Annotated in this window: 18 protein-coding genes and 2 pseudogenes; 5 read left to right on the top strand and 15 right to left on the bottom strand. The window is 72.0% G+C overall.

All coding sequences use genetic code 11. From position 1 onward, the window contains the following. Positions 1-87 precede the first annotated feature (87 nt). From O7629_RS29470 to O7629_RS29440, 7 genes are all read right to left on the bottom strand, one after another. Positions 88-819 carry a TetR/AcrR family transcriptional regulator gene (locus O7629_RS29470; RefSeq protein WP_278173359.1) on the bottom strand — a complete coding sequence of 244 codons (732 nt, stop codon included), beginning with the start codon at positions 817-819 and terminating at the stop codon, positions 88-90. A 266-nt stretch (positions 820-1,085) separates the two neighbouring features. Continuing rightward, on the bottom strand, positions 1,086-4,064 hold the full coding sequence (gene topA / locus O7629_RS29465) for a type I DNA topoisomerase (RefSeq protein ID WP_278173358.1): 2,979 nt from the start codon (positions 4,062-4,064) through the stop codon (positions 1,086-1,088). A 419-nt stretch (positions 4,065-4,483) separates the two neighbouring features. Further along, a complete protein-coding gene (locus tag O7629_RS29460; protein ID WP_278173357.1) occupies positions 4,484-5,224 on the bottom strand; it encodes a hypothetical protein in 741 nt (246 codons plus the stop codon). Then, a complete protein-coding gene (locus O7629_RS29455; RefSeq protein ID WP_278173355.1) occupies positions 5,215-5,760 on the bottom strand; it encodes a hypothetical protein in 546 nt (181 codons plus the stop codon). The genes O7629_RS29460 and O7629_RS29455 overlap by 10 nt, the downstream gene beginning before the upstream one ends. Positions 5,761-5,919: 159 nt before the next feature. After that, complete coding sequence (locus O7629_RS29450; RefSeq protein WP_278173354.1) at positions 5,920-8,313, bottom strand: sodium-translocating pyrophosphatase; 2,394 nt, start codon at positions 8,311-8,313, stop codon at positions 5,920-5,922. A 261-nt stretch (positions 8,314-8,574) separates the two neighbouring features. After that, positions 8,575-9,012, bottom strand: coding sequence for an ATP-binding protein (locus tag O7629_RS29445; RefSeq protein ID WP_278173352.1), 438 nt, complete (start codon positions 9,010-9,012; stop codon positions 8,575-8,577). Next, complete coding sequence (locus O7629_RS29440; RefSeq protein WP_278173350.1) at positions 9,009-9,380, bottom strand: STAS domain-containing protein; 372 nt, start codon at positions 9,378-9,380, stop codon at positions 9,009-9,011. Before O7629_RS29440 ends, O7629_RS29445 begins: the two co-directional genes overlap by 4 nt. A 234-nt stretch (positions 9,381-9,614) precedes the next feature. Here O7629_RS29440 and O7629_RS29435 point away from each other — a divergent pair, with 234 nt between their 5' ends. Next, complete coding sequence (locus tag O7629_RS29435; RefSeq protein WP_278174721.1) at positions 9,615-11,996, top strand: DEAD/DEAH box helicase; 2,382 nt, start codon at positions 9,615-9,617, stop codon at positions 11,994-11,996. 100 nt (positions 11,997-12,096) lie between these two features. Then, positions 12,097-12,309 (top strand): hypothetical protein, encoded by a 213-nt coding sequence (locus tag O7629_RS29430; RefSeq protein WP_278173348.1) that lies wholly within the window; start codon positions 12,097-12,099, stop codon positions 12,307-12,309. Positions 12,310-12,369: 60 nt separating this feature from the next. Here the strand turns inward: O7629_RS29430 and O7629_RS29425 are convergent. From O7629_RS29425 to ssd, 7 genes and pseudogenes are all read right to left on the bottom strand, one after another. Next, a pseudogene (locus tag O7629_RS29425) lies at positions 12,370-12,735 on the bottom strand (Rv3654c family TadE-like protein); the annotation flags it as partial. 152 nt (positions 12,736-12,887) lie between these two features. After that, positions 12,888-13,229: pseudogene (locus O7629_RS29420) on the bottom strand (TadE family type IV pilus minor pilin); the annotation flags it as partial. Beyond that, entirely contained in the window at positions 13,226-13,354 is a 129-nt protein-coding gene (locus O7629_RS29415; protein ID WP_233606454.1) for a DUF4244 domain-containing protein, read from the bottom strand. The gene O7629_RS29415 and the pseudogene O7629_RS29420, both read right to left, overlap by 4 nt. A gap of 137 nt (positions 13,355-13,491) precedes the next feature. Then, positions 13,492-14,193 carry a type II secretion system F family protein gene (locus O7629_RS29410; protein ID WP_278173346.1) on the bottom strand — a complete coding sequence of 234 codons (702 nt, stop codon included), beginning with the start codon at positions 14,191-14,193 and terminating at the stop codon, positions 13,492-13,494. Beyond that, positions 14,193-15,038 carry a hypothetical protein gene (locus O7629_RS29405; RefSeq protein WP_278173345.1) on the bottom strand — a complete coding sequence of 282 codons (846 nt, stop codon included), beginning with the start codon at positions 15,036-15,038 and terminating at the stop codon, positions 14,193-14,195. Before O7629_RS29405 ends, O7629_RS29410 begins: the two co-directional genes overlap by 1 nt. Continuing rightward, positions 15,035-16,249 (bottom strand): TadA family conjugal transfer-associated ATPase, encoded by a 1,215-nt coding sequence (locus O7629_RS29400; RefSeq protein ID WP_278173343.1) that lies wholly within the window; start codon positions 16,247-16,249, stop codon positions 15,035-15,037. Before O7629_RS29400 ends, O7629_RS29405 begins: the two co-directional genes overlap by 4 nt. A 32-nt stretch (positions 16,250-16,281) precedes the next feature. Continuing rightward, positions 16,282-17,373: a septum site-determining protein Ssd gene (gene ssd / locus O7629_RS29395; RefSeq protein ID WP_278173341.1), complete on the bottom strand. Its 1,092-nt coding sequence runs from the start codon at positions 17,371-17,373 to the stop codon at positions 16,282-16,284. A gap of 528 nt (positions 17,374-17,901) precedes the next feature. Here ssd and O7629_RS29390 point away from each other — a divergent pair. Beyond that, on the top strand, positions 17,902-18,702 hold the full coding sequence (locus tag O7629_RS29390) for an HAD-IB family hydrolase (protein WP_123604345.1): 801 nt from the start codon (positions 17,902-17,904) through the stop codon (positions 18,700-18,702). A gap of 138 nt (positions 18,703-18,840) precedes the next feature. Here O7629_RS29390 and O7629_RS29385 read toward each other — a convergent pair whose 3' ends face one another. After that, positions 18,841-19,626: an oxidoreductase gene (locus O7629_RS29385; protein WP_278173338.1), complete on the bottom strand. Its 786-nt coding sequence runs from the start codon at positions 19,624-19,626 to the stop codon at positions 18,841-18,843. 157 nt (positions 19,627-19,783) lie between these two features. Here O7629_RS29385 and acs point away from each other — a divergent pair, with 157 nt between their 5' ends. Together acs and O7629_RS29375 are read left to right on the top strand one after the other, a co-directional pair. Beyond that, positions 19,784-21,748, top strand: a complete 1,965-nt coding sequence (acs, locus tag O7629_RS29380) for an acetate--CoA ligase (RefSeq protein WP_278173336.1) — start codon at positions 19,784-19,786, stop codon at positions 21,746-21,748. Between the two features lie 305 nt (positions 21,749-22,053). Further along, entirely contained in the window at positions 22,054-24,429 is a 2,376-nt protein-coding gene (locus O7629_RS29375) for an immune inhibitor A domain-containing protein (RefSeq protein ID WP_278174720.1), read from the top strand. The last annotated feature ends 12 nt before the right edge of the window (positions 24,430-24,441 follow it).

Below are 24,441 nucleotides of genomic sequence, written 5' to 3'. Positions count from 1 at the left end.
CGCTGCGGCCTGGTGGCGTTGTCGTCGATGACCGTTCCTCCCCGTCGGCCCGGCGGCGGGGCCCCGGTCACACTCTAATCCTGGCGCTCAGCCCGGTCGGTCACGGTCACGGTCGCGGTCACGGTCACGGTCGCGGTCACGGTCACGGTCGCGGTCACGGTCACGGTCACGGTCGCGGTCACCGGTCGCGGCGGGGTCGACGTGGCGGTGCAGGTATTCGCGGATCAGTGCCTTTGCTTCGCGCAGTACGCTCTCATCGCCCTCGGCGGTACGCCGGAAGGCCAGTTTGATCAGCGCGTCGGCGGCCTCCACCGCGATCTGCAGCGCGAACCGCAGCCGGGGTTCGTCCGGGATGCCGAACCGCCCCACCAGTACCTTGGACAGCTCACTGGCGATCACCGCGTTGTTGTCCCTGCTCTCGTCCAGCAGCCGTACGTCGACCACGTCACCGAAGTGCAGGGTGCGGAATCCGGGCACCGTCCGGTGCATGCAGATGTACTCGTCGATGCCGGCGGCGACGCCGTCCCACCAGTGGTCGAACTCACCGCCGGTGAACCGCTCGTTGAGCCGCTGCACGTACGCCTCGATGTTGCGCAGCGTCAGCGCCTGCACGATCGCCCGCTTGTCCGGAAAGAACTGATAGACGGAACCGATGGCCACCTCGGCTCGTTCGGCGAGCAGGGTCGTCGTCAGACCCTCGTAGCCAACCTCGTCCACGATCTCGGCGCACGCGTCGAGCATGCGCTGGACCCGGGCGAGACTGCGCCCCTGGACCGGCACCCGCCGCAGCGGGCCACTGGTGACGGCTGGTGTCGACACTCGTCCCACTCCTTCCGAGAAAGATCCCCCGCGCGTCGGAACCACCGTCGGCAGCAGTGAGATCAAAAACGTTACTCGGATTAACGAGCGAAACGGATATCGGTATTCACCTGTCCCACATCATCCTGACCATGAAGATCATTTACGAAGATCATTCATGACAATCTGGCCGGCGGCGGGCCACCGCCGGCCAGGAGCACGGCCAGGAGTCATCTACCTGGCGCGCGATCTGCGTGCGCGGTCTGCGTGCGCGGTCTGCGGCGCGGTCAGGAGTCGTCGGACTGGTCTGTGGCCCGGCTGGCGGTGGCCTTCTTCGGCGCCGCCTTCTTGGCCGCAGTCTTCTTGGCCGTGGCCTTCTTCGCACCGGTCGCCTTGGCGGTGGTCGCCTTGGCCGCAGTCTTCTTCGCACCGGCGTTCTTGGCGGTGGACTTCTTCGCCGGCGCTTTCTTCGCCGCCTTCTTACGCGGCGCCGGGCCCTTCGCCCGCTTCTCGGCCAACATCTCCGACGCCTGCTCGATCGTCAACGACTCGGGCGTCTGGCCACGCCGCAGCGAGGCGTTGCTCTCGCCGTCGGTGACGTACGGGCCGAACCGGCCGTCCTTGATCACCAACGGGCGCTCGGTGAGCGGATCCGCGCCCATCTCCCGCAACGGCGGCGCGGCGGCCCGCCGCTGCCGGGTCTTCGGCGCGGCGAGCAACGTCAGCGCCTCGTCCAGCGAGACGGTGAACAACTGTTCCTCGGACTCCAGCGACCGGAACTCGTCGCCCTTCTTGACGTACGGGCCGTACCGGCCGGCGGCGGCGAGCACCTCGGCACCGTCCGGTGCCACCCCGACCACCCGGGGCAGCGACAGCAGCCGCAGCGCCTCGGCGATGCTCAGCGTCTCCGGTGACTGGGAGCGCAGCAATGAGGATCGGCGCTCGCCACTGGCGACGTACGGGCCGAACCGGCCGGACTTGAGCACGATCGGCTCGCCGGTCTCCGGGTGTTCGCCGAGCTTGCGCTCGCCACCACCGCCGAGGAACAGTTCGTTGATCTTTTCCGGGGTCAGCTCGTCCGGCGCGATCCCCTCCGGCAGCGAGACGCGGTCCCCGCCGGCTCCGGCTGCCGCCCCCTCCGCCTCGTCACCGCCACCGGCCGCCGGCTCGGCACCGCCGGCAGCGCCAGCTGTGGGCGCGGCCGCTGAGCCATCACCGTTCGCCCCGGCCGCTGGGCCGCCACCGGTCGGCCCGGCCGCCGCGTGGTCGGCACCCTCCGTGTCGGGCAGGAACCGCTGCAGGTACGGGCCGTAGCGGCCGACCCGGACGACGACCTGACGGCCCTCGTCGTCGACACCGAGCGGGATCGAATTGACGCTGCGGGCGTCGATCTCGGCGAGCTTCTCGGTGACCAGCCGCTTGAGGCCACCGGAGCGGGCGACCGACTCGTCCCCGGCGGTGTCGCTGCCAAAGTAGAACGAGGTGAGGAAGTCCACTGCCTGGTGGTCGCCGGACGCGATCTCGTCCAGCTCGTTCTCCATGCTGGCGGTGAAGTTGTAGTCGACCAGTCGCGGATAGTGCCGCTCCAGCAGCCCGATCACCGCGAAGGCCAGGAACGACGGGATGAGCGCCTGACCGCGTTTGGCCACGTACCCCCGGTCCTGGATGGTCTGCATGATCGACGCGTAGGTGGACGGCCGCCCGATGCCCAGCTCCTCCAATGCCTTGACCAGGGAGGCCTCGGTGTAGCGGGCCGGCGGCTGGGTGCTGTGCCCGACCGCCGCCAGCTCCCGCGCGGTGAGTGGCTGATCCTTGGCCAGGTTCGGCAGCCGGCGCTCGGCGTCCTCCGCCTCGGCCGACTCGTCGTCGGAGGACTCGACGTAGGCGCGCAGAAAGCCCGGGTCGGTGATCGTCTTGCCGGTCGCACCGAAGTCGCATTCCTCGCCGGCGGTCGAGACGGCCCGGATCCGTACCGACACGCTGGAACCCACCGCGTCGGTCATCTGGGACGCGATGGTCCGCCGCCAGATCAGCTCGTAGAGCTTGAACTCCTCGGCGGACAGTTCGTTGGCCAACTCCCCGGGGGTGCGGAACTGGTCACCAGCGGGGCGGATGGCCTCGTGCGCCTCCTGGGCGTTCTTGACCTTGCCGGTGTACCGGCGCGGCTCCGGTGGAACGAAACGGTCGCCGTACAGCTCGGCGACCTGGCTGCGGGCGGCGGCGATCGCCGTTTCCGACAGGTTGACCGAGTCGGTCCGCATGTAGGTGATGTAGCCGTTCTCGTACAGCCGCTGCGCGGTACGCATCGTCTGCTGCGACGAGAACCGCAGCTTGCGGGCCGCTTCCTGCTGCAGGGTGGAGGTGATGAACGGTGCGTACGGCCGCCGGCGGTACGGCTTCTCCTCGACCCGGGTGACGGTGAACGGTCGACCGTCGAGCCGGGCCGCCAGGCCCCGCGCCCCGTCGCCGTCCAGGTGCACCACCGACGCCTCCGGGCGGACCCGTCCGGTGCTCGGCTCGAAATCCTTGCCGGTGGCGATCCGGTCGCCGCCGAGCGCGATCAGGTTGGCGGTGAACGAGCGGGGTCCGTCGGCGTCGGCCGCCGGCTGACCGGTCACCGCCAGGGTGGCCTGGATGTCCCAATATTCGGCGGTACGGAACGCCATCCGCTGCCGCTCGCGCTCCACCACGATCCGGGTGGCCACCGACTGCACCCGGCCGGCGGACAGCCGGGGCATCACCTTCTTCCACAGCACCGGCGAGACCTCGTAGCCGTACAGCCGGTCCAGGATCCGCCGCGCCTCCTGGGCGTCGACCAGGTTGCGGTCGATCTCCCGGGGATTGGCCACCGCGGCCCGGATGGCTGCCCGGGTGATCTCGTGGAAGACCATCCGGCGCACCGGCACCTTGGGTTTGAGGGTCTCCACCAGGTGCCAGGCGATCGCTTCGCCCTCGCGGTCCTCGTCCGTGGCGAGCAGGACCTCGTCGACCTCCTTGGCCAGCTTGGTCAGCTTGGCGATCTGCTGCTTACGGTCGGCCGAGACGACGTACAGCGCGGCGAAGCCGTTGTCGACGTCGACGCCGAGCCGGGCCCACGGCTCCTTCTTGTAGCGGGCCGGCACGTCGGCGGCGTTGCGCGGCAGGTCCCGGACATGCCCGAGGCTCGCCTCGACGACGTACCCCGGGCCCAGGTAGCCCGAGATCGTCTTGGCCTTCGCCGGCGACTCGACGATGACCAGACGGCTGGTTGAGGTGTTGCTCGGCACGTCTCTCCTGACCTCGACCCACTCGGACCGCCCGGCGACAGGCGGCGGCCCAGATCGACCGGCGCCCGCCACGACAAGCGGGCGGGCGACGGTCACGATGTCCAACGTAACGCGAACCCGGGGCCGGTGGAGCACACGCACCCAAGCCTTCGGCCCGATTTGCGTCGGTCGTCCGGTTGGTTCACCGCAGCCGGTCAGCAGCCCACCCGATGCCGACCCAGCTCGTTCCTACCGCACCAACGGCGACACGGTACACCCACCGGCCGGCGTGACGTGGCGCACCGCACCGCAGCAGCCGCTGGCGTCGGTCGATGTCCCGGCTGTTCTGTCAGCGATCAGACAGCGATCGGACCGGGTCGGACAGCAGCCGGGACCGCAGCCGGACCCCGGGTCAGACCGGGTCGTACGGGGTCGCGGCATCACGCCCAGCCGTCCTCGGGGGCGGCGGCGGGCCGGTCGCCGAGCAGCTCGGCCAGTCTGGTCAGCCGGCGTCGGCCCACGATCCGGTACGCCGGACCGCCGGACCGGGCATCGAGCAGCACCGCCGGCAGCCCGATCGCGGCGAGCGCGGCACCCACCTGGGGCCAGTTGTCCGCGTCCGACTCGGCCAGCTGCAACCGGTAGCCGAGCGGGTCCCTGGCGCCGGCCGCCGCCGCCCACAACCGCAGCCGCTGACCAGCCAGGTGGAAACCGGTCGGCGGCCGCTTCACCAGCCGGTCGTCCTCGCCGCGCACCGGCCCGGCGTCCGGCAGGTCGGCCTCCGGTTGGGCGGCCTCCGGCAGGTCGGCGTCCGGTTGGGCGGCCTCCGGCAGGTCGGCGTCCGGTTGGTCCGGCGTCGGCGGATGTAGCCAGGCCGCGCCGAGCCGGGCCAGCACCGCCGTGTACGCCGTCCGCACCGTCAGCCGGCCGTCCGGCAGCTGACGCCAACTCGGCGCCAGCCCGCGCCGCCGGAACTCGGCCACCAGCACGTGCACCCGCCAGGCCGGCTCGACGTCCACCGACACCCGTACCGTGCCGCCCATCCGGCTGATCCGGCCCGGACCGGCGAGCAGACCCGCCAGGTCGCCCGGCGTCGGATCCGCCGCCGCCACGCCGAACAGCGACAACTGCCGGGCCGTCGGGGCACCGGCGGAGGAGTCGGTCGGCGGCGTCAGCGACACTCCGGGACCTCGTCGAAGGCCCGATTGAGCTCCGCGGAATCCAGTGAGCTGGTGTCCAGCGCGCTGCGCTGGTAGTCGTCGGTGAGGGTGGCGAGCACCGCCTCGACCCCGTCGTAGAAGCTGTCCGCCGGTCCGGTGGCGTCCAGCCCGGCAATGCCCTCCTCGGCCTTGCCGTACGCGTCGCGCACCGCGCCGAGCGAGTCGGCGAACCCGGTGGCCACCTGCTCACCCTGGTCCGCGTCGGGCACCCCGGCCTCCACCACCCGGACCCGGGCGGTCTCGGTCGCGGCGGCCGCGCCGGACAGCAGCCGGACCAGGTTCTCCTGCGCCTGCGCCGGGGTCGTCTGCGCGGTCATCTGCTGCTGGGTGCTGCTGGTCAGATTGCTGATCTCGGCCCGCCACGGGCGCAGCGCGGTGCACACCTCGGCCGCCCAGACGACCGGGCTGGGCCCTCCGCCGCAGCCCGACAGCGTCAACGCCACGGCAGTGAGCAGCACTGCGATCCGGGCAGTTGACACCACGCGGCGCGCTCCCATGCTGTGCAGCGTACGCACCGGTGACGACAGCCGTACGGCCCGCCGCCGGTCGGCGGTACGTCGAAGCCGGTGGCTCCACCCGGTCCACAGGGATCGGGCGGAGCCACCGGTCGGTCGGACGGTGACCGGTCAGCCTGCGACCGGTCGGTCGGAGGTCGGTCAGACGCTCACGCGCTCCGATTCGGACCCGGTGCTGCCGCCGCCGGCCGGGCCGCCGTCGATGTTCTCCCCCATCGCCATCGGCTTGCGCTTGGTGAACACCACCGCGGCCACCACGACCAGGGTCGCCACCACCGCGATGGCGATGCGCAGCGGGTCGTTCTGGTCGGTGCCCACGCCCCACATGATCACCGCGGGGGCGATCAGCAGCGCCACCAGGTTCATCACCTTGAGCAGCGGGTTGATCGCCGGGCCGGCGGTGTCCTTGAACGGGTCGCCGACGGTGTCGCCGATGACCGTGGCGGCGTGCGCCTCGGACCCCTTGCCGCCGTGCGCGCCGTCCTCCACCAGCTTCTTGGCGTTGTCCCAGGCACCACCGGAGTTGGCCAGGAACACTGCCATCAGCACACCGGTGCCGATCGCGCCGGCCAGGTACGCGGCGAGTGCACCGGCACCGAGGCCGAAACCGACCGCGATCGGCGCCAGCACCGCCAGCAGACCCGGGGTGAGCAGCTCCCGCTGGGCGTCGCGGGTGCAGATGTCGACCACCTTGCCGTACTCCGGCCGTTGGGTCCGCTCCATGATTCCGGGGTTGTCGCGGAACTGGCGGCGGACCTCCAGCACGACGGCGCCGGCCGAGCGGGACACCGCGTTGATGGCCAGCCCGGAGAAGAGGAAGACCACTGCGGCACCGATGATCAGTCCGACCAGGTTGCCCGGGTTGGCGACGTTGAGCGAGTCGGCCAGGTAGCCCGGCACGTCGTCGATACCGGCGTCGTTCAGCGCGATGCTGACCGTGTCGGTGTAGGAGCCGAACAGCGCCGTCGCGGCGAGCACGGCGGTGGCGATCGCGATGCCCTTGGTGATCGCCTTGGTGGTGTTGCCGACCGCGTCCAGCTCGGTGAGGGTACGGGCACCAGCCTCGTCGATGTCACCGGACATCTCGGCGATACCCTGCGCGTTGTCGGAGATCGGGCCGAAGGTGTCCATCGCCACGATCACGCCGACCGTGGTGAGCAGGCCGGTGCCGGCCAGCGCCACGGCGAACAGCGACAGGGTGATGGAACCGCCACCGAGCAGGAACGCCCCGAACACACCCGCGCCGACCAGCAGCGCCGAGTAGACCGCCGACTCCAGACCGACGCTGATGCCGGCCAGGATGACGGTGGCCGCACCGGTCTGCGAGCTCTTGCCGATGTCCTGCACCGGGCGGCGGTGCACCTCGGTGAAGTACCCGGTGAGCAGCTGGATCGCGGCGGCCAGCACGATACCGATGAGCACCGCGCCGATGGCCAGACCGGCCGGGGACAGCGGCAGGTCGGCCCCGTCGTCGACACCGAGCTGTGTACGCCAGTCGTCGCCGAGCAGCGCCGTCCAGCTGCCCGGCAGGTAGAGGAAGGCGGCGACGGCGACCAGCACCGCGGCCAGCACCGCCGAGGTGAAGAACGCCCGGTTGATCGCCACCATGCCGTTGCGGTCCGATGGACGCAGCCGGGTGATCAGTACGCCGAACAGCGCGATCACCGCACCGATGGTGGAGACGATCAGCGGAAAGACCAGGCCTTCCTCGCCGAACGCGGCCCGGCCCAGGATCAGCGCGGCGACCAGGGTCACCGCGTACGACTCGAACAGGTCGGCGGCCATGCCGGCGCAGTCACCGACGTTGTCGCCCACGTTGTCGGCGATGGTCGCCGGGTTACGGGCGTCGTCCTCCGGGATGCCCTGCTCGACCTTGCCGACCAGGTCGGCGCCGACGTCGGCGGCCTTGGTGAAGATGCCGCCGCCGACCCGCATGAACATGGCCAGCAGGGCGGCGCCGAAGCCGAAGCCCTCCAGCACGGTCGGCGCGTCGACCCGGTAGAGGACGACCACCAGGGCCGCGCCGAACAGGCCGAGGCCCACCGTGAGGAAGCCGACCACGCCGCCGGTCCGGAAGGCGATCTTCATCGCGTTCTCCCGGCCACCGGCGCCGGTGCCGGCCGCCGCGGCGACCCGCAGGTTCGCCCGGGTGGCCAGCGCCATCCCGGCGCCGCCGATGAACGCGCTGAACACCGCGCCCACCACGAAGAAGACGGATCGACCGACCTTCACCATCGTCTCGCTGCCCTGTGTCTCGTGCACAGGGAGCAGGAAGAGCAGTATGACGGCGAGTACGACGAACACGCCGAGGGTTTTGAACTGGCGGAACAGGTACGCCGACGCGCCTTCCTGCACGGCGCCGGCGATCTCCTGCATGTTCGTGGTGCCCTTACCGGTCGCCAGCACCGCCCGTACCAGGGCGGCGGCGAAACCCAGCGCCACCAGCGCGATGACCGCGGCGATGACGACGTACGTCAGGTGTGTGCCGGTAAGGGACAGCCCGCCGCCTTCGGCGGCCAAGGTGGTCCCGGACATCAGTGTCCTCCTGTACCGAACGCTCGCCCCGGTCGGTGGACGAACCGGCGGGGCGACTCCACGCGGGGAGCAACGAGGTCTGCTGGCACCCACAGGTTTGTGGGGCCAGGACAGTTGGTGATAACCCGCGTACTCTAGCCGGACCGGGTAAGGCAGGTCACACCGTCCACCCACCGAGTTGTGGATCATTCCTGCAGGCGGAACGGACAGTTGTGACGACGGAGGTTGATCTTCAGCTGGTGGGCGGGGCCGACGGGCGTCTCACCGGCCGACCGGCCAGACCATCCGCACCTCGGTTCCGACACCTTCGTCGACCGGCCGCACCTGGAGGTCCTCCACGAAACCGGCCAGCAGGGCGAAACCGACACCGACCGTCAGGGCTTCGTCGGTCAACGACTCGTCGGCCAGTTCGTCGGGGGGCAGCGCGCTCAGGCCGAGTCCGGCTTCGATCGGGGCCCGGTCGATGACCCGTACGGTGTAGGTCTCCTCATCGGACATCTCCACCTGGACCAGGTCGGCCAGCCCGTACTGGCGGTGCAGGGCGACGGCCCGGGTGCAGGCCTCGCCGATCGCCAGCCGGACCTCGTCGAGCAGCTCCTCGGCCACTCCGGCCCGGCGGGCTACGGCGACGCCGACCAGGCGGGCGGTGCGCACGTGCACCGGCGCCGGGGAGAACGAGAGGCGGACGGTGGCCATCACGCCGTCGGCGCTGCGCCAGCTGAGCCATCCGGTTCCCCACCGGTGGCGGCCTGTACGGTCGGGAAGATCGGGAAGACCTGGTCCAGCGCGGTGATCCGGAAGATCTTCAACAGGGACTCCTTGTCGCAGACCAGCCCGAAGGTGCCGCCGGCCGGGCGGAGTCGCTTCAGCGCGCCGACCAGCACGCCGAGCCCGGTGGAGTCGAGGAAGTCGACCCGGTGGAGATCAACGACGATCTTGTGGTTGCCGGCGTCGATCAGCTCGAGCAACCGCTCCCGCAGCCGGGGAGCGGTATAGACGTCCACTTCGCCGCCGACCTCCAGCACCGTGTACTCGCCAACGGTGCGAGTCGACAGCGACAGCTCCATCGGTCCCCTCCTCGGCTGCGATGCACGCCTATGGCATCTAACCACCGCGCGGCGCGGTTGCGCCGCGCGACTCCGCACGGTCGATGATCTCCCTGCATCCCGCAGACCTACCCCGGGATACCGACGCCGGCACCCCGGTGCGAGAGTGCAGACGTGACCTCACCCGCCACCGTAACGCCCGGACCGGGTCCGGACCCGGCGGGGTTGCTGCGTCGGTGGGGCGCCGCCGGGGAACTGCCGCGCCAGACCGGCACCGCGCCAGCGCAGCAGACGGCCCCCGGGCAGCAGGCAACGCCGGCTAGGCCGACCGCCGGACCGGACCGGACTCCGTACCCGGCCGCGGTCACCCATGTCGAGCGGTTGCCGGTGCGGCCCGGTGTCACCGCGCCGTGGCCAGACTGGGTGCCTGCCGACCTGCGGGACGTGTTGACCACACGCGGGGTCCAGCAGCCTTGGCGGCACCAGGCGTACGCGGCCGATTTGGCCTACTCCGGCCGGCACGTCATCGTCGCCACCGGCACCGGGTCGGGCAAGTCGCTGGCGTATCTGCTGCCGGCGTTGGCGAAGCTGCTGGCCGACCCTCGGGCCACTGTGCTGTACCTGGCGCCGACGAAGGCCCTCGCCGCCGACCAGTTGCGCGCCGTCGCCGAGCTGGGACTCGACGGGGTACGGCCGGCCTGCTACGACGGCGACACCCCGCAGCCGGAGCGGGCCTGGATCCGGCAGCACGCCCGCTTTGTGCTGACGAATCCGGACATGCTGCATCGAGGAATCCTGCCCCGGCACGGGGCCTGGTCGAATTTCCTCCGCCGGCTGACCTACGTCATCGTTGACGAGTGCCACAGCTACCGGGGCGTGTTCGGCTCGCACGTGGCCCACGTACTGCGCCGACTGCGTCGCCAGACCGAGCGGTACCAGCGGGTCCGGCCCACCACCGAGCCCGGCACGCCGGTGTTCATCCTGGCCTCGGCGACCTCGGGAGAGCCGGCGCGGGCGGGCAGCCAGCTGACCGGGCTGCCGGTGGAGCCGGTCACCGAGGACAGCGCGCCGCGCGGGGCGGTGACCTTCGCGCTGTGGGAGCCGCCGCTGCTGCCCGGTGCCCGCGCCGACACCGACGACCTCACCCCGGTACGGCGGTCGGCGCTGCGGGAAAGCGCCGACCTGCTCGCCGACGCGGTCGCCGCCGGGGTACGCACGCTCGCGTTCGTCCGGTCCCGGCGCGGGGCGGAGGTGGTGGCCAGCAGCGCGCGCCGTGCGCTCGACGAGGTGGCACCCGGGCTCGGCAACCGGGTGGCGGCGTACCGGGCCGGTTTCCTGGCCGAGGAGCGACGGGCGTTGGAGCGCGCGCTCACCACCGGTGACCTGCTCGGGCTGGCCTCGACGAACGCCCTCGAGCTCGGGGTGGACCTGGTCGGTCTGGACGCGGTGCTGATCTGCGGATATCCCGGCACCCGGGCGTCGCTGTGGCAGCAGGCCGGGCGGGCCGGACGCGCCGGACGCGAGGCGCTGGCGGTGCTGATCGCCCGGGACGACCCGCTCGACACCTACCTGGTGCACCACCCGGAGGCGGTCTTCGGCCGGCCGGTGGAGGCGACGGTGCTCGACCCGACCAACCCGTACGTGCTCGGGCCGCAACTGTGCTGCGCGGCCGCCGAGGGTGCGCTGACCTCGGCCGACATCGAACTGTTCGGTGGCGCGTCGGTCAAGCAGACGCTGGACGACCTGGTCGCCGCCGGGCTGCTGCGGCGACGCCCCACCGGCTGGTACTGGACCGCCGCCGGCCGTCCCGAGGTCGACCTGCGCGGCGAGGGCGGCACCCCGGTCGACGTCGTGGAGACGTCGACCGGTCGGCTGCTCGGCACGGTCGACCCCGGCTCGTCGCACTTCCTCATCCATCCGGGCGCGGTCTACCTGCACCAGGGCGTGTCGTACGTGGTGGACGACCTCGACCTGGACGGGGCGTGCGCGCTGGTGCACGCCGAGGAGCCGGACTGGTCCACCCACGCCCGGGAGGTCACCTCGCTGTCGGTGGCGGCGGTACGCGAGTACCGCGACGCCGGCCCGGTCGGCCTGTTCGTCGGCGACGTCGACGTGACCAGCCAGGTCGTCTCCTACCAGCGGCGCCGGATCGGGTCGGGCGAGGTGCTGGACACCCGACCGCTGGACCTGCCGGCCCGACAGTTGCGCACCGTCGCAGTGTGGTTCACCGTCTCGCCGGCAGCGCTCGCCGCCGCCGGGATCGAGCCGGCGGACGTGCCCGGCGCGCTGCACGCCGCCGAGCACGCGGCGATCGGCCTGCTGCCGTTGATCGCGACCTGCGACCGGTGGGACATCGGTGGGCTCTCCACCGCCGCGCACGCCGACACCGAGGCGCCGACGGTGTTCGTCTACGACGGCCACCCCGGGGGCGCCGGGTTCGCCGAACGCGCCTACCAGGCGGCCCGAACCTGGTTGGGGGCCACCCGCGATCTGATCGCCGCGTGTGGCTGCGAGACCGGCTGCCCGTCCTGCGTGCAGTCGCCGAAGTGCGGCAACGGCAACAACCCCCTGGGCAAGGCCGACGCGGTCCGGGTGCTCGACGTGGTGCTGGCCAGCCTGCCGGAAAGCGCTGACTGATCCGGCACCAGACCATGTGCGATCTACTGGCATGAATTTCTCCTGATCTGGATAGATTAGACGTGGGAGCGCTTCCACCACGCCACCGGAGGAGAACGCCGTGGCCGACACCGTGGCCGACACCGTCGAACTGCTCTACTCGATCGACCCGCAGAACCTCACCGTCGACCAGCAGATCGCCCTGGCCCAGGCGTACGCGGCCCTGGCCCAGGCGGAACGCCTCGAACTGATCCAGCAGCGGCTCTACAACATCCACCAGGTGATTTCCCGCTGGGCCATGCACGCCACCACCGCCGACGGCCCGCCGCGCTGACCCGGGATCGGCCCGCGCGTCGGCGCCCTCCCACGGGTCGGCCCGCAGCGGACCGGCTCGGGCGGTCGCACTCACCGGCCGGCCGACGCCGGTGGCCGGAAGCGGCGTCACCTCGACGGTGACCACGACTTCCAGCCCGTCGACGGTGCAGGCACGCAACCGCCCGCCGTTGCGTCCGGCCACCTCGGCCGCCCGGTCGCAGACCATGCCGGGGCCGGCGAACACCCGGGCTGCACCGGCGAGCGCGGCCAGGTCGGCGGCCACCGAGGCCTGCTGCCGGGCGAGCCGGACCGCACCGATCAGCGCGCCGGCCATGCCGGCGGCGACCAGCGTCAACCCGACAGCGAGCAGCCACAGGCTGGCGCTGCCGCGCTGCCCGACGTCGACCCCGGGCCCGCGCAACCGGTGGCGTCGTCGGCCGGTCACCGGTGACGCTCCGGCAGCGATTCCGCGCCGTCACCGCCGTCGACGGAACCGCCGGTAACGGAACTGCTGCTGCCGGCGCTCCCAGGTACGCCGGCTGCGCTCCCGGTCGCGCCGGCTGCGCTCCCGGTCGTGCCGGCAGCGCTCCCGGTGACGCCGGGCTCGACCGCCGCGGTCACCGACGCGGTGACCGACGTCGGCCCGAGCCGGGCGCCCAACGCCCGCAGCGGTGCCCGAACCGTGACGGTGACCAGGTCACCGTCGACGACCACGGAGACCTCGGCCCCCGGCGGCCCGGCCAGAGCCGCCGCGTCACGGTCGCCCCGGGCGGTGGCCAGCGCGACCGACCGTGCCATGTCGAGACACTCGGACTTGGTGACCACGGCACTGACGGCGGACAACCCGACCGCCAGCAGCAGGACCAGCGCCGGCAGGCCGGCGGCCAGCTCGGCGGTGAACGAGCCCCGGTCACCGCCGGCCTGCCGGCGCAGCCTCATCCGAGCGCCCGGTCGATGACCGAGGCGAGGGCAGCCTGCACGCCCTCGCTGGTCAACACCTTGAGCAGAATCCCGGCGAAGGCGACGGCGGCCAGGGTGCCGACGGCGTACTCAGCGGTGTTCATCCCCGCGTCGTCACGCAACCGGCCGACCAGGTGGCCGCGCCACCGGCCGACCGCCCGCCGTCCGGGCCCCGCTGTCGCTGTCGGCGGCACCGCCGCGTCGGGCGGAACCTTCGTCGACCTCATGCTGATTCCTTTCCTCAGAGGACGTCGCCGAGGACGGCGACGATCACCGGCACCAGACCGGCGAGAATGAAGGCGGGCAGAAAACACAGCCCGAGGGGAAGCACGATCAGCACCCCGGCGCGGCGGGCCGCCGCCTCGGCCGCCGCCGAACGACCGGCCCGCAGATCGTCGGCGAGCCTGGTCGCGGCACCGGCGAGGGCGGCGCCGCTGGCGGCGGAGCGGATCGCGGCGGCGGCCAGGCGCTCGCCGCCCGGCACCGCGTCGAGATGCCGCCACGCCTCGGCCGGCTCGGCACCGAGCCGCAACGCCCGAGCCACCCGGCTCAGCCGGGAACCGAGCGGCCCGGCCAGCGCGTCGGCCACCGCGACCACCGCCTGATCCACCGGCGCTCCGGCGCGCAACGCCGCCGCCAGCAGATCGGCGGCCAGCGGCAGGTCGGCTGCCGCGCGCAGCCGTTGACGGCGTGCCGACGGTGGCTCGATCCGGCGCAGCGCCCGGTCGACACCGACAGCGGCCGCGATGGCCAGCGGCACGGCGAGCCAGCCGCCGCCGATCACCAGCACCGCCAAGCCGGACAGCACCGCGACCGGCCGGACGAGCCACGACAGGTCGGACTCCGCTGGCGGATCGCCGCCGAGCCGGGCGAGCCGGCGGCGGGTCGCGAGCGCCGTGACCGGGCGGACCGCCGGCGGCAGCATCACGCGGGTGCCGGCCATCAGCTGGTCGCCTCCGGTGCCCGGTTCAGCCGCTCGGTCCAGACCAGCCCGGCGACCTGCAGGACCACCGCGGCCAGCGCGCAGGCCGCGCCGATCGGGGTCCGCAACAGCACCGCTACCGGATCCACCCCGATGCTGTAGCCGAGGGCAAGGCCGCCGGCGGGCAGCCCGGCCAGCAGCCAGGCGGTCATCTGCGCACCGGCGGCCTGCGCGGCGGCAGCGTCCCGCGACCGGTCCAGCGCACGGGCGTCGGCTTCGATCCGTTCGATCAGATCGGCCAGCGGCGCACCCGTACGCTCCGCCAGTCGTACGGCGGCGGTCGACAGGCCGGCGAGCCGGGTCGCGGCGGTGTCCGTCGTTGGGCCCGGGTCCGGCAACGTCGCCGGCTGCGGCAACGTCATCGGCCGCGCCGGCAGTCCGGCTCGCAGGTCGGCGGCGTGCGCGGCCAGCGCGTCCAACTGCCGTACCCGCCGGTCTCGCCGGGCCTTCGCGGCGGCCCGGGTCGCCGCCGTACGCAGGCCGAGCCCCAGGTACGCGGCGGTGATCGCCGCCGCCACCGGCCCGCCCAGCCAGCCGGCGGCGAGCCCGCCACCGCCGGCGACTGCCACCAGCGCCCGGCGTGGATGGCGGCGCGCGGCGTTGCCGAGCCACAGCACCCGGGACCGCAGCGCCCGGGACCGCAGCCAGACGCTGAACCGAACGGTGGCCGGTGTCGGCGAGTCCGGACCGCCACTGGACCGGACCGGGTTCGGACCGGTCACGGCCAGCAGCCGACGACGGTGTCCCCACGGGCGGCGCAGCCGCAGCGGCCAACGCCGGTGCGACGTGCCGGGTCGCCGGCTCATCGCGGCCCCCGGCTGTCGAGCACCGCCGGCACCGGTACGCCGCGTTCGATGAGCACCCTGGCCAGCGTCGGTCCGGCCGGCTGCGGACCGGCCCCGCGCCGCCAGGCCGGGGTGACCGTGATCAGCCGCTCCGGCCCGTGCGGGGTGAGCAGACAGACCGCGTCGACGAATCGCCGCCCACCGGCCCGGCGCAGCTGGACGACCACCTGGATGGCGGCCGCGATCTGCGCATGCAGGGCGGCGCGGGGCAGCCCACCGAGTAGTCCCAACGCCTCCAGCCGGGCCGGCACGTCGCTCGCCGCGTTCGCGTGCAGGGTGCCGGCGCCGCCGTCGTGGCCGGTGTTGAGCGCGGCCAGCAAGTCGACCACCTCGGCGCCCCGGCACTCACCGACGACCAGCCGGTCCGGCCGCATCCGCAACGCCTGCCGGACCAACGCACCGAGCCCGACCGACCCGACGCCCTCGACGTTGGCCGTCCGCGACTGCAACGTCACCACGTGCGGATGCTCCGGCCGCAACTCGGCCGCATCCTCCACCATCACGATCCGCTCGTCGGCCGGCACCAGCCCGAGCAACGTGTTCAACAAGGTCGTCTTGCCCGACCCCGTACCGCCCGCGATCAGGTACGCCAGCCGCCCCGCCACCACCGCCCGCAGCAACTCCGCCACCGAATGGTCGACCATGCCGTTGCTCACCAGCTCCGCCAACTGGAACGGACGCTGCCGGAAGGTCCGCAACGACAGGTACGGCCCCGTCGCCGCCACCGGCGGCAACACCGCGTGCAACCGGGTACCGTCCGGCAACCGGGCGTCGACGTACGGGCAACCGTCATCGAGGCGACGCCCGCAGGCCGCCGCCAGCCGCTGCGCCAACCGACGCACCTCGTCGACGGAACCGACGCCCACCGCCGCCCGCTCCAACCCGGCACCCCGGTCCACCCACACCTGGGTGCCGTTCACCAGAACGTCGGTCACCCGCGCATCGGCCAGCAACGGTGCCAACGGCCCCGCCCCGGCCAGCTCACCGTGCACCCGGTCGGCAAGCCGCAACAACCCGGCGTCACCCCGCAACGCCGCCCCCGGCTCGGCCCGCACCGCACCGACCACCGACGCCGGCGTCACCGACGTGCCGTCCGCGACGAACCGCTCCCGCACCCGAGCCGCCACCACCGCCTCGTCGACACCCGTGCCACCTGGCCACCCGGCCGGCACGACGAACCCACCCGGACGAGCCGACCCCGCCGTCACGACGCTGCCGCCGTACGGTCGACCAGGCCAGCGACGATCCGCTGACACAACTCGGCCAACGGACCCCGGCCCGACGAACCTGGAGCGTCGCCGCGCTCCAGCCCTCGGCTGACTCGTGGCTCAGGTTGCAGCACCCCGGTCACCGGCAGCCCCAGGGTCCGCCCGATCTCCCTGGCCCGCAGCCGGCCCGGGGCCGGCCCGCGCACGACCAGCGACAGGTCGGTGCAGTGCCGCTGGATGGCGGCGACCACCCGGGCGGTCGCCGCCGTCGCCCGCAACTCGGCCGGGACCAGGACCAGGACCCGGTCGGTGGCGTGCATCGCGGCGATCGCGGCGTCGTCGGGCCGCCGGGGCAGGTCGACGACGACCACGTCCCGCTCCCGCCGGGCCGCGTCCAGCGCGGCGGTCATCGTGGCGGCGGGCAGCGGTAGCGGTTCGCCCCGGTCCCAGGAGAGCAGCCCGAGGTCGCCCCGGCAGGGCAGTGCGCCGGCCAGCGCCGACGGGTCGATCCGGCCGTCGCTGTCGGCGAGCGCCGGCCAGCGCAGACCGTCGATCTGCTCCCAGCCGAGGACCAGATCGAGGCCGCCGCCGAGCGGGTCGGCGTCGACCAGCAGGCTGCGCAGCCCGAGCCGGGCGGCGGTGACCGAAAGGGCGCCGGCCAGCACGCTGGCGCCGGCCCCGCCCCGGCCGCCGATCACCCCGATGACAGCCGCGGCCGGTTTGTCGGTGCCGCCGTTGTCGGTGAGGCGGTCGACCAGCCACGGCTCCGCCGCCGGCAGGATCGCGACGTGCTCGGCACCGAGCAGCTCGGCGACCGGCCAGGGCTGGTCCTGGTCGGCCCGGCCGACCAGGACCAGCCGGGGTCGGCGGGGCATTCTGGCCCGCAGGTAGGCGTCTGCCTGGTCGGCACCGACCAGGACGAGCGGGGCGGCGGCCTGCCGGGACCGGGCGGCGACCGGGTCGGCCGCCAGATCGACGTCAGTGCCGGCGAGTGCCGCGAGGCGCAGCAGGTCGTCGAGCAGTCGTTCGTCGGCGGTGACGACCAGTGGCAGCCGGCGGGGTGCGGCGGTGCTGGTGCTCGGCGGCATCCGGACCTCCTGCGGTCGGGGACGGGATGCCGCAACTGTGGGTGCCGACCCGGTGCCGGCGCGCCCTCGACGGGGCTGCCTGTGGACAACGGGACCGCCTGTGGACAACGCCGATGCCGGCCAGCTGATCTGCTACGTGAAGAGGACCGGGCGGCGGAACGGCGCCGAAAGCTGGAGCACGCCCTGGAATAGCGACGACCCCCGCCGGGGGGAGACGGGGGTCGCCTGGGGTTCGGCTCCGGGGGGGTCGAGCCGAACCGCTCAGCGGTCACGGGGGGTGCAACCGCCGAGTGTCTTCCGGATGAAGCCTGGGACGGAAAGATAACTGTGTCATGACAAGCATGCCTGAGCAGACCGCCACCCGTCGAGTGGCGTTTCACCGGGAGTCGCACCGCTGACGGCTCGGGACGCAGGTTGGGCCACTCAGCTTCCTGATCGTTGGATCAGATCCCGGGGGATCCCCCGTCGCCGGCCGGCGACGGAGCACCGGCCGTCGCCGACGTCCCGCTCCGGCTAGACTGCACCGTCGTGGGCCGCAGCGCCGCTTTTTTTGATCTCGACAAGACTGTCATCGCCAAGTCCAGCGCCTTGGCGTTCGGCCGGCCGTTCTACCGCGACGGGCTGATCACCAGGCGAGACGTGGTCAAGTCGGCGTACGCCCAGCTGATGTTCCGGCTCGGCGGCTCCGACGAACAGACCATGGCCCGCACCCGCGACTACCTGGCCGCGCTGTGCAAGGGCTGGCAGGTGGAGCAGGTCCGGCAGATTGTCGCGGAGACGTTGCACGAGCTGATCAACCCGTACGTCTACGCCGAGGCGGCGGCGCTGATCGAGGAGCACCAGAACGCCGGGCGGGACGTGGTGCTGGTCTCCGCGTCGGGCGAGGAGATGGTACGCCCGATCGGCGAACTACTCGGCGTCACCGACGTGATCGCCACCCGGATGGCCGTGGAGAACGGCCGGTACAGCGGAGAAATCGAGTTCTACGCGGCTGGGGCAGCCAAGGTCACCGGTGTCACCGAGCTCGCTGAGCAGCGCGGATACGACCTCGCCGAGTGCTACGCCTATTCCGACTCGGTGACCGACGTACCGATGCTCGAATGCGTCGGGCACCCGACGGTGGTCAACCCGGACCGCCAGCTCCGCAAGCTCGCCACCGAGCAGGGCTGGCCGGTCCTCGCCTTCCGCCACCCGATCCCGCTCGGCCGCAGGTTGCGGGAGCGGCCGGCGGTCCCGGTGGCGGCCGCCGCGTTGAGCGTCGGGGTCGGGGTCGCGATCGGCATCGCCTGGTACGGCCGGCACCGCCGGACAAAGACAGCCTCGGCCTGACCCGCAGCCGCCAAGCAAGATCAGGTGAGCGTCATGGACCTCACCGGTCGCTTGAGAGGTCCATGACGCTCACCTGATCTTGGTCAGGACGCACGGCCAACCCAACAGGCTCGCACCAGCGCCCCGGCCAGTAGCGGCTCAGGCGTTGGCCAGCACTTCGTCGGCGACCCGGGTCAGCTCCTGGGCACCCAGCTCGACCGCGGTCAGATAGTGCCGCAGCCAGGAGCGGACGCCGTCTGGCGTACCAGTCGCGAAGGCGCCGGCTGAACCCACGTACTCGGGTTGCCGCTCGTGGTGGCCGACCTCGACGGCGAGCAGGCCACGCGGGTCCGTGCCGGCCGCGACCAGGGTGAGCCGCGCGGCGGCCCGGGCCACCACCCCGCTCGGCCCGGCGAACGGCCGCAGCGCGAGCAGCTCGGCGTGCACCACGGCGGCCAACAGCAGCGTCGGCACCGAGGTGCCGCCGCCGACCAGCGCGGAAACCCCGTCCAGCCGCAGCGTCACATCCGGGCCCGGCGTCACGCCTGACTGCGGCGTCACGTCAGGCCGAGCGACCGGACGACCCAGCTGGTCGGCCGGCACCAGTCCGCGCGCGGCGAGCACGTGCAACCGGGCCAAAACCTGACGGGGGGTACGGGGCCAGCGGTCGGCCAGCGCGGGAACCGCCTCGGCCACCCGCAGCGCCCCCTGCACCACCGGATCGGTCACCGTCCCGGCGCGTACGTCGGCGACCGGATGGGCGTGCCCGTCCAACGCGGCGCTGGCCACCGCCGACCGGAGGCTGATCTCGGCCGCCACCGCCCCGCCGTGCCGACGCAGCGCCCGGTGCCGCAACGCGGCGTCGACCTGCTCGCGGGCGCGGTCCAGCGCGGATGCCACGTCGGCGAGGTCGAGCAGCGGGGCCAGCGGGTCGGTCTCGGTCACCAGCGTCACGGTACAAGCTCGGCCAGCTGAACCGCCCGCCGCGCCGGTGTGGCCGCTCGGCGCGCGATGGGTACCCAGGTATCCGCCAAGTCTCGTGCCGGCGGGACGGCGACACTAACCTCGGAGCAAGTCAAGCGACGTGTGAGGAGCCCCACGCATGAGCGAAACGCTGGAGAACCTACTTCAGGAGAATCGCCGGTTCGAGCCGCCCGCCGAGCTGGCCGGGGCGGCCAACGTCACCGCGGCCGCGTACGACGAGGCAGCCGCCGACCGGCTCGGCTTCTGGGCGGACCAGGCCCGCCGGCTGCACTGGGCCAAGGAGTGGGACCAGGTGCTGGACTGGTCCAACCCGCCGTTCGCCAAGTGGTTCGTCGGCGGTCAGCTCAACGTCGCGTACAACTGTCTGGACCGGCACGTCGCCGCCGGGGCCGGTGACCGGGTCGCCATCCACTGGGAGGGTGAGCCGGGCGACACCCGCACCATCACCTACACCGACCTGCACCGGATGACCTGCCAGGCGGCGAACGCGCTGACCGACCTCGGCGTGACGGCGGGTGACCGGGTGGCGATCTACCTGCCGATGATCCCGGAGGCCGCGGTCGCGATGCTGGCCTGCGCCCGGATCGGCGCCACCCACAACGTCGTGTTCGGCGGCTTCTCGGTCGACGCGCTCTCCGGCCGGGTACAGGACGCCAGCGCCAAGGTGATCATCACCGCCGACGGCGGCTACCGGCGCGGCAAGCCCTCGGCCCTGAAGCCGACCGTCGACGAGGCGGTGGCCCAGTGCCCGTCGGTGGAGCACGTCCTGGTGGTCCGGCGGACCGGCGAGGAGGTCACCTGGACCGACAAGGATCACTGGTGGCACGAGACGGTGGAGAAGGCGAACACCGAGCACGAGGCGCAGCCGTTCGACGCCGAGCAGCCGCTGTTCATCCTCTACACCAGCGGCACCACGGCCAAGCCGAAGGGCATCCTGCACACCACCGGCGGCTACCTGACCCAGGCGTCGTACACCCATCACGCGGTCTTCGACCTCAAGCCGGAGACCGACGTCTACTGGTGCACCGCCGACATCGGCTGGGTGACCGGGCACTCGTACATCGTGTACGGTCCGCTGTCCAACGGCGCCACCCAGCTGATGTACGAGGGCACCCCGGACACCCCGCACAAGGGGCGGTTCTGGGAGCTGGTGCAGAAGTACAAGGTGAGCATCCTCTACACCGCGCCGACGCTGATCCGCACCATGATGAAGTGGGGCGAGGACATCCCGGCCGGGTACGACCTCAGTTCGCTGCGGCTGCTCGGCAGCGTCGGTGAGCCGATCAACCCGGAGGCCTGGATGTGGTACCGGGAACACATCGGCGGGGGCCGGTGCCCGATCGTGGACACCTGGTGGCAGACCGAGACGGGCTCGATCATGATCTCGCCGTTGCCCGGGGTGACCGCCACCAAGCCGGGCAGCGCGATGACCCCGCTGCCCGGGATCAGCGCCGACGTGGTCGACGACCAGGCCGAGTCGGTGCCCGACGGCGGCGGCGGCTACCTGGTGCTGCGCGAGCCGTGGCCGTCGATGCTGCGCACCATCTGGGGCGACGACCAGCGGTTCATCGACACCTACTGGTCCCGGTTCGACAAGATGTACTTCGCCGGTGACGGGGCCAAGAAGGACGCCGACGGGCACATCTGGCTGCTCGGCCGGGTGGACGACGTGATGCTGGTCTCCGGGCACAACATTTCCACCACCGAGGTGGAGTCGGCGCTGGTGTCGCACCCGTCGGTGGCGGAGGCCGCCGTGGTCGGCGCCACCGACCCGACCACCGGTCAGGCCATCGTCGCGTTCACCATCCCGCGCGGCAGCGCGGACATCGCGGGTGAGGCCGGCGAGGCGCTGATCCAGGAGCTGCGCAACCATGTCGCACGTACGCTCGGGCCGATCGCCAAGCCCCGCCAGATCATGCTGGTGCCGGAGCTGCCGAAGACCCGCTCCGGCAAGATCATGCGCCGGTTGCTGCGGGACGTCGCCGAGAACCGGTCGCTCGGCGACGTGACCACGCTGCAGGACTCCACCGTGATGGAGCTGATCTCCTCCGGCATGCAGGGCGGCAAGTCCGACGACGACTGACGTCCGCCGATGGCGGTGGCGCGGTCCCGGCGTGCCGCTGGCTGTGGACGACTCGAGGCCGGCCCGGTCGCTTCGGCGGCCGGGCCGGCCACTTTTCACGCCGTGATCGTTGTGACATATCAGGGCGATCCAGCCGGGAGCGTGAAACAAATCGACGCATTGACCTTCACAGGGGTTCCCTCGGGTGACTAGGTTCACGGTGGCCCCAACAACGGTGGCCACATCATCCGGACATCGTGCCGCCCTCACCCAAGTGGCGGCGTTGATTCCCCCGAACCGGAGGTATCCAGGTGCGCAAAGTCATGGTGGGGATGCTCACCGTGTCGCTCGCCTCGGGCATGGGCTTTGCTCTACCCGCGACGGCGATGGCCGCACCACCGGTGGACGCACCGGTGGCGGCTCCTTCCCGGGCCGAAGCCCCTAGCGACGACCTGCCCAACCCGCTCGGCGAGAAGCGTCGTGAGCTGCGCGAACGCGCAGTGAGCGAAGTGGTCAGTGGCCGGCTCACGCCGGAACGGCGCGGCGCGAGCACCGTCGCGAAGGTCGGTGAGACGTCGGGTGCCGGCGTCGCCGGCCGGGCCGCCCGCGGCGGTGCCGGGTCCGACAAGGACCAGTACGTCGAGTTGGAGCGGGAGACCACCGACCGGATCTTCGTGATCCTGGCCGAGTTCGGCAACGAACGGCACCCGGCCTACCCCGACGTGGACAGCAACCCGAACTGGGACGGCCCGGCCCGGTTCGACGGACCGCTGCACAACGAGATCCCCGCGCCGGACCGGACGGTCGACAACACCACGATCTGGCAGGCCGACTACTCCGCCGAGCACTACCGGGAGCTGTACTTCGGCGCGGGTGAAGGCGTCGAGTCGGTCAAGACCTACTACGAGACCCAGTCCTCCGGGCGGTACAGCGTCGAGGGCACCGTCACCGACTGGGTCAAGGTCCGCTACAACGAGGCCCGGTACGGCCGCGACCTGTGCGGCGGCAACGTCTGCAGCAACGTCTGGCAACTGCTGCGCGATGCCTCCAACCAGTGGGTCGCCGACCAGCAGGCGCTCGGCCGCACCGACGAGGAGATCGCCGCCGAGCTGCGTGAGTTCGACAAGTGGGACCGGTACGACTTCGACGGCGACGGCGACTTCAACGAGGCCGACGGCTACATCGACCACTTCCAGATCGTGCACGCCGGTGGCGACCAGGCCGACCGTGACCCGTGGCAGGGTGAGGACGCGATCTGGAGCCACCGCTGGTACGCCTTCGCCACGGACATCGGGCTGACCGGCCCGGCGCAGAACCCGGCCGGTGGCACCCAGATCGGCGACAGCGGGCTGTGGATCGGCGACTACACCATCCAGCCGGAGAACGGCGGACTGAGCGTCTTCGTCCACGAGTACGGCCACGACCTGGGCCTGCCGGACGACTACGACACCTCCGGCGGCGGTGACAACAACAACGAGCACTGGACGCTGATGGCGCAGAGCCGCCTCGGTGCCGCCACCGACGGCGGGATCGGCGAGCGCCCCGGTGACCTCGGCGCATGGAACAAGCTCCAGCTGGGCTGGCTGGACTACGAAGTGGTGGTGGCCGGGCAGAAACGCACCCTGCACCTGGGTCCACAGGAGTACAACACCAAGCGGGCCCAGGCGGTCGTCGTCGTGCTGCCGAAGAAGGAGGTCACCACCGAGCTCGGCGAGCCGTACGCCGGTGAGATGCAGTACTTCTCCGGCAACGAAGACGACATGAGCAACACGATGACCCGTGAGTTCGACCTCGCCGGCGCCTCGACCGCCGCACTGTCGATGAAGGCGCGTTACGACATCGAGGACGACTACGACTACCTGTACTTCCAGGCGTCGGCCGACGGTGGGGCGAGCTGGACCTCGCTCGAAGGTACCGTCAACGGTGTCCCGTACGGCACCGACGGCAGCGGCACCCCGGCGATCGACAGCTCGACCGGTGGCCAGTGGGTCGACATCAACGTGCCGCTGGACGCGTACGCCGGGGACGCCGTACTGGTCCGGCTGCTCTACCGCACCGACGGCGCGGTGGCGTACGGCGGCTTCTTCGGTGACGAGATGACCGTGACCGCCGACGGCTCGCCGATCTTCACCGACGGCGCCGAGGGCGACGGCGGTTGGGCGCTCGACGGTTGGACCACGGTCGGGGCCAGCGTGACCGCTGACTACGACAACTACTACATCGCCGGGCACCGCTCGTACGTATCGTACGACCGTTACCTGGAGACCGGCCCGTACTACTTCGGGTACGCCGACACCAAGCCCGACATGGTGGACCACTACGCGTACCAGGAGGGTCTGCTGATCTCGTACTGGGACACCTCCCAGGTCGACAACAACACCAACGTGCACCCGGGTGAGGGGCGCAACCTGTACATCGACTCGCGGCCGCGGCCGATGTACAACCTGACCGGTGCGCCGTGGCGGGCCCGGGTCCAGGTGTACGACGCGCCGTTCAGCCTCAAGAAGGCCGACGGGTTCACTCTGCACATCAATGGCGAACCGCACTGGGTACGCGGCCAGGCGGCCCAGCCGCTGTTCGACGACACCCGGAAGTACTACTACGAGGAACTGCCCAACCACGGGGTGAAGCTGCCCGCGGTCGGCGTGAAGATCCGTGTGGTGTCGGTGGACGGCACCACGATGAAGATCCGGATCTCCTGACCCGGCGGTGAC

Source organism: Solwaraspora sp. WMMD792 (assembly GCF_029626105.1).
Taxonomy (GTDB): domain Bacteria; phylum Actinomycetota; class Actinomycetes; order Mycobacteriales; family Micromonosporaceae; genus Micromonospora_E.
This window is presented reverse-complemented; position numbering and strand designations above follow the sequence as displayed.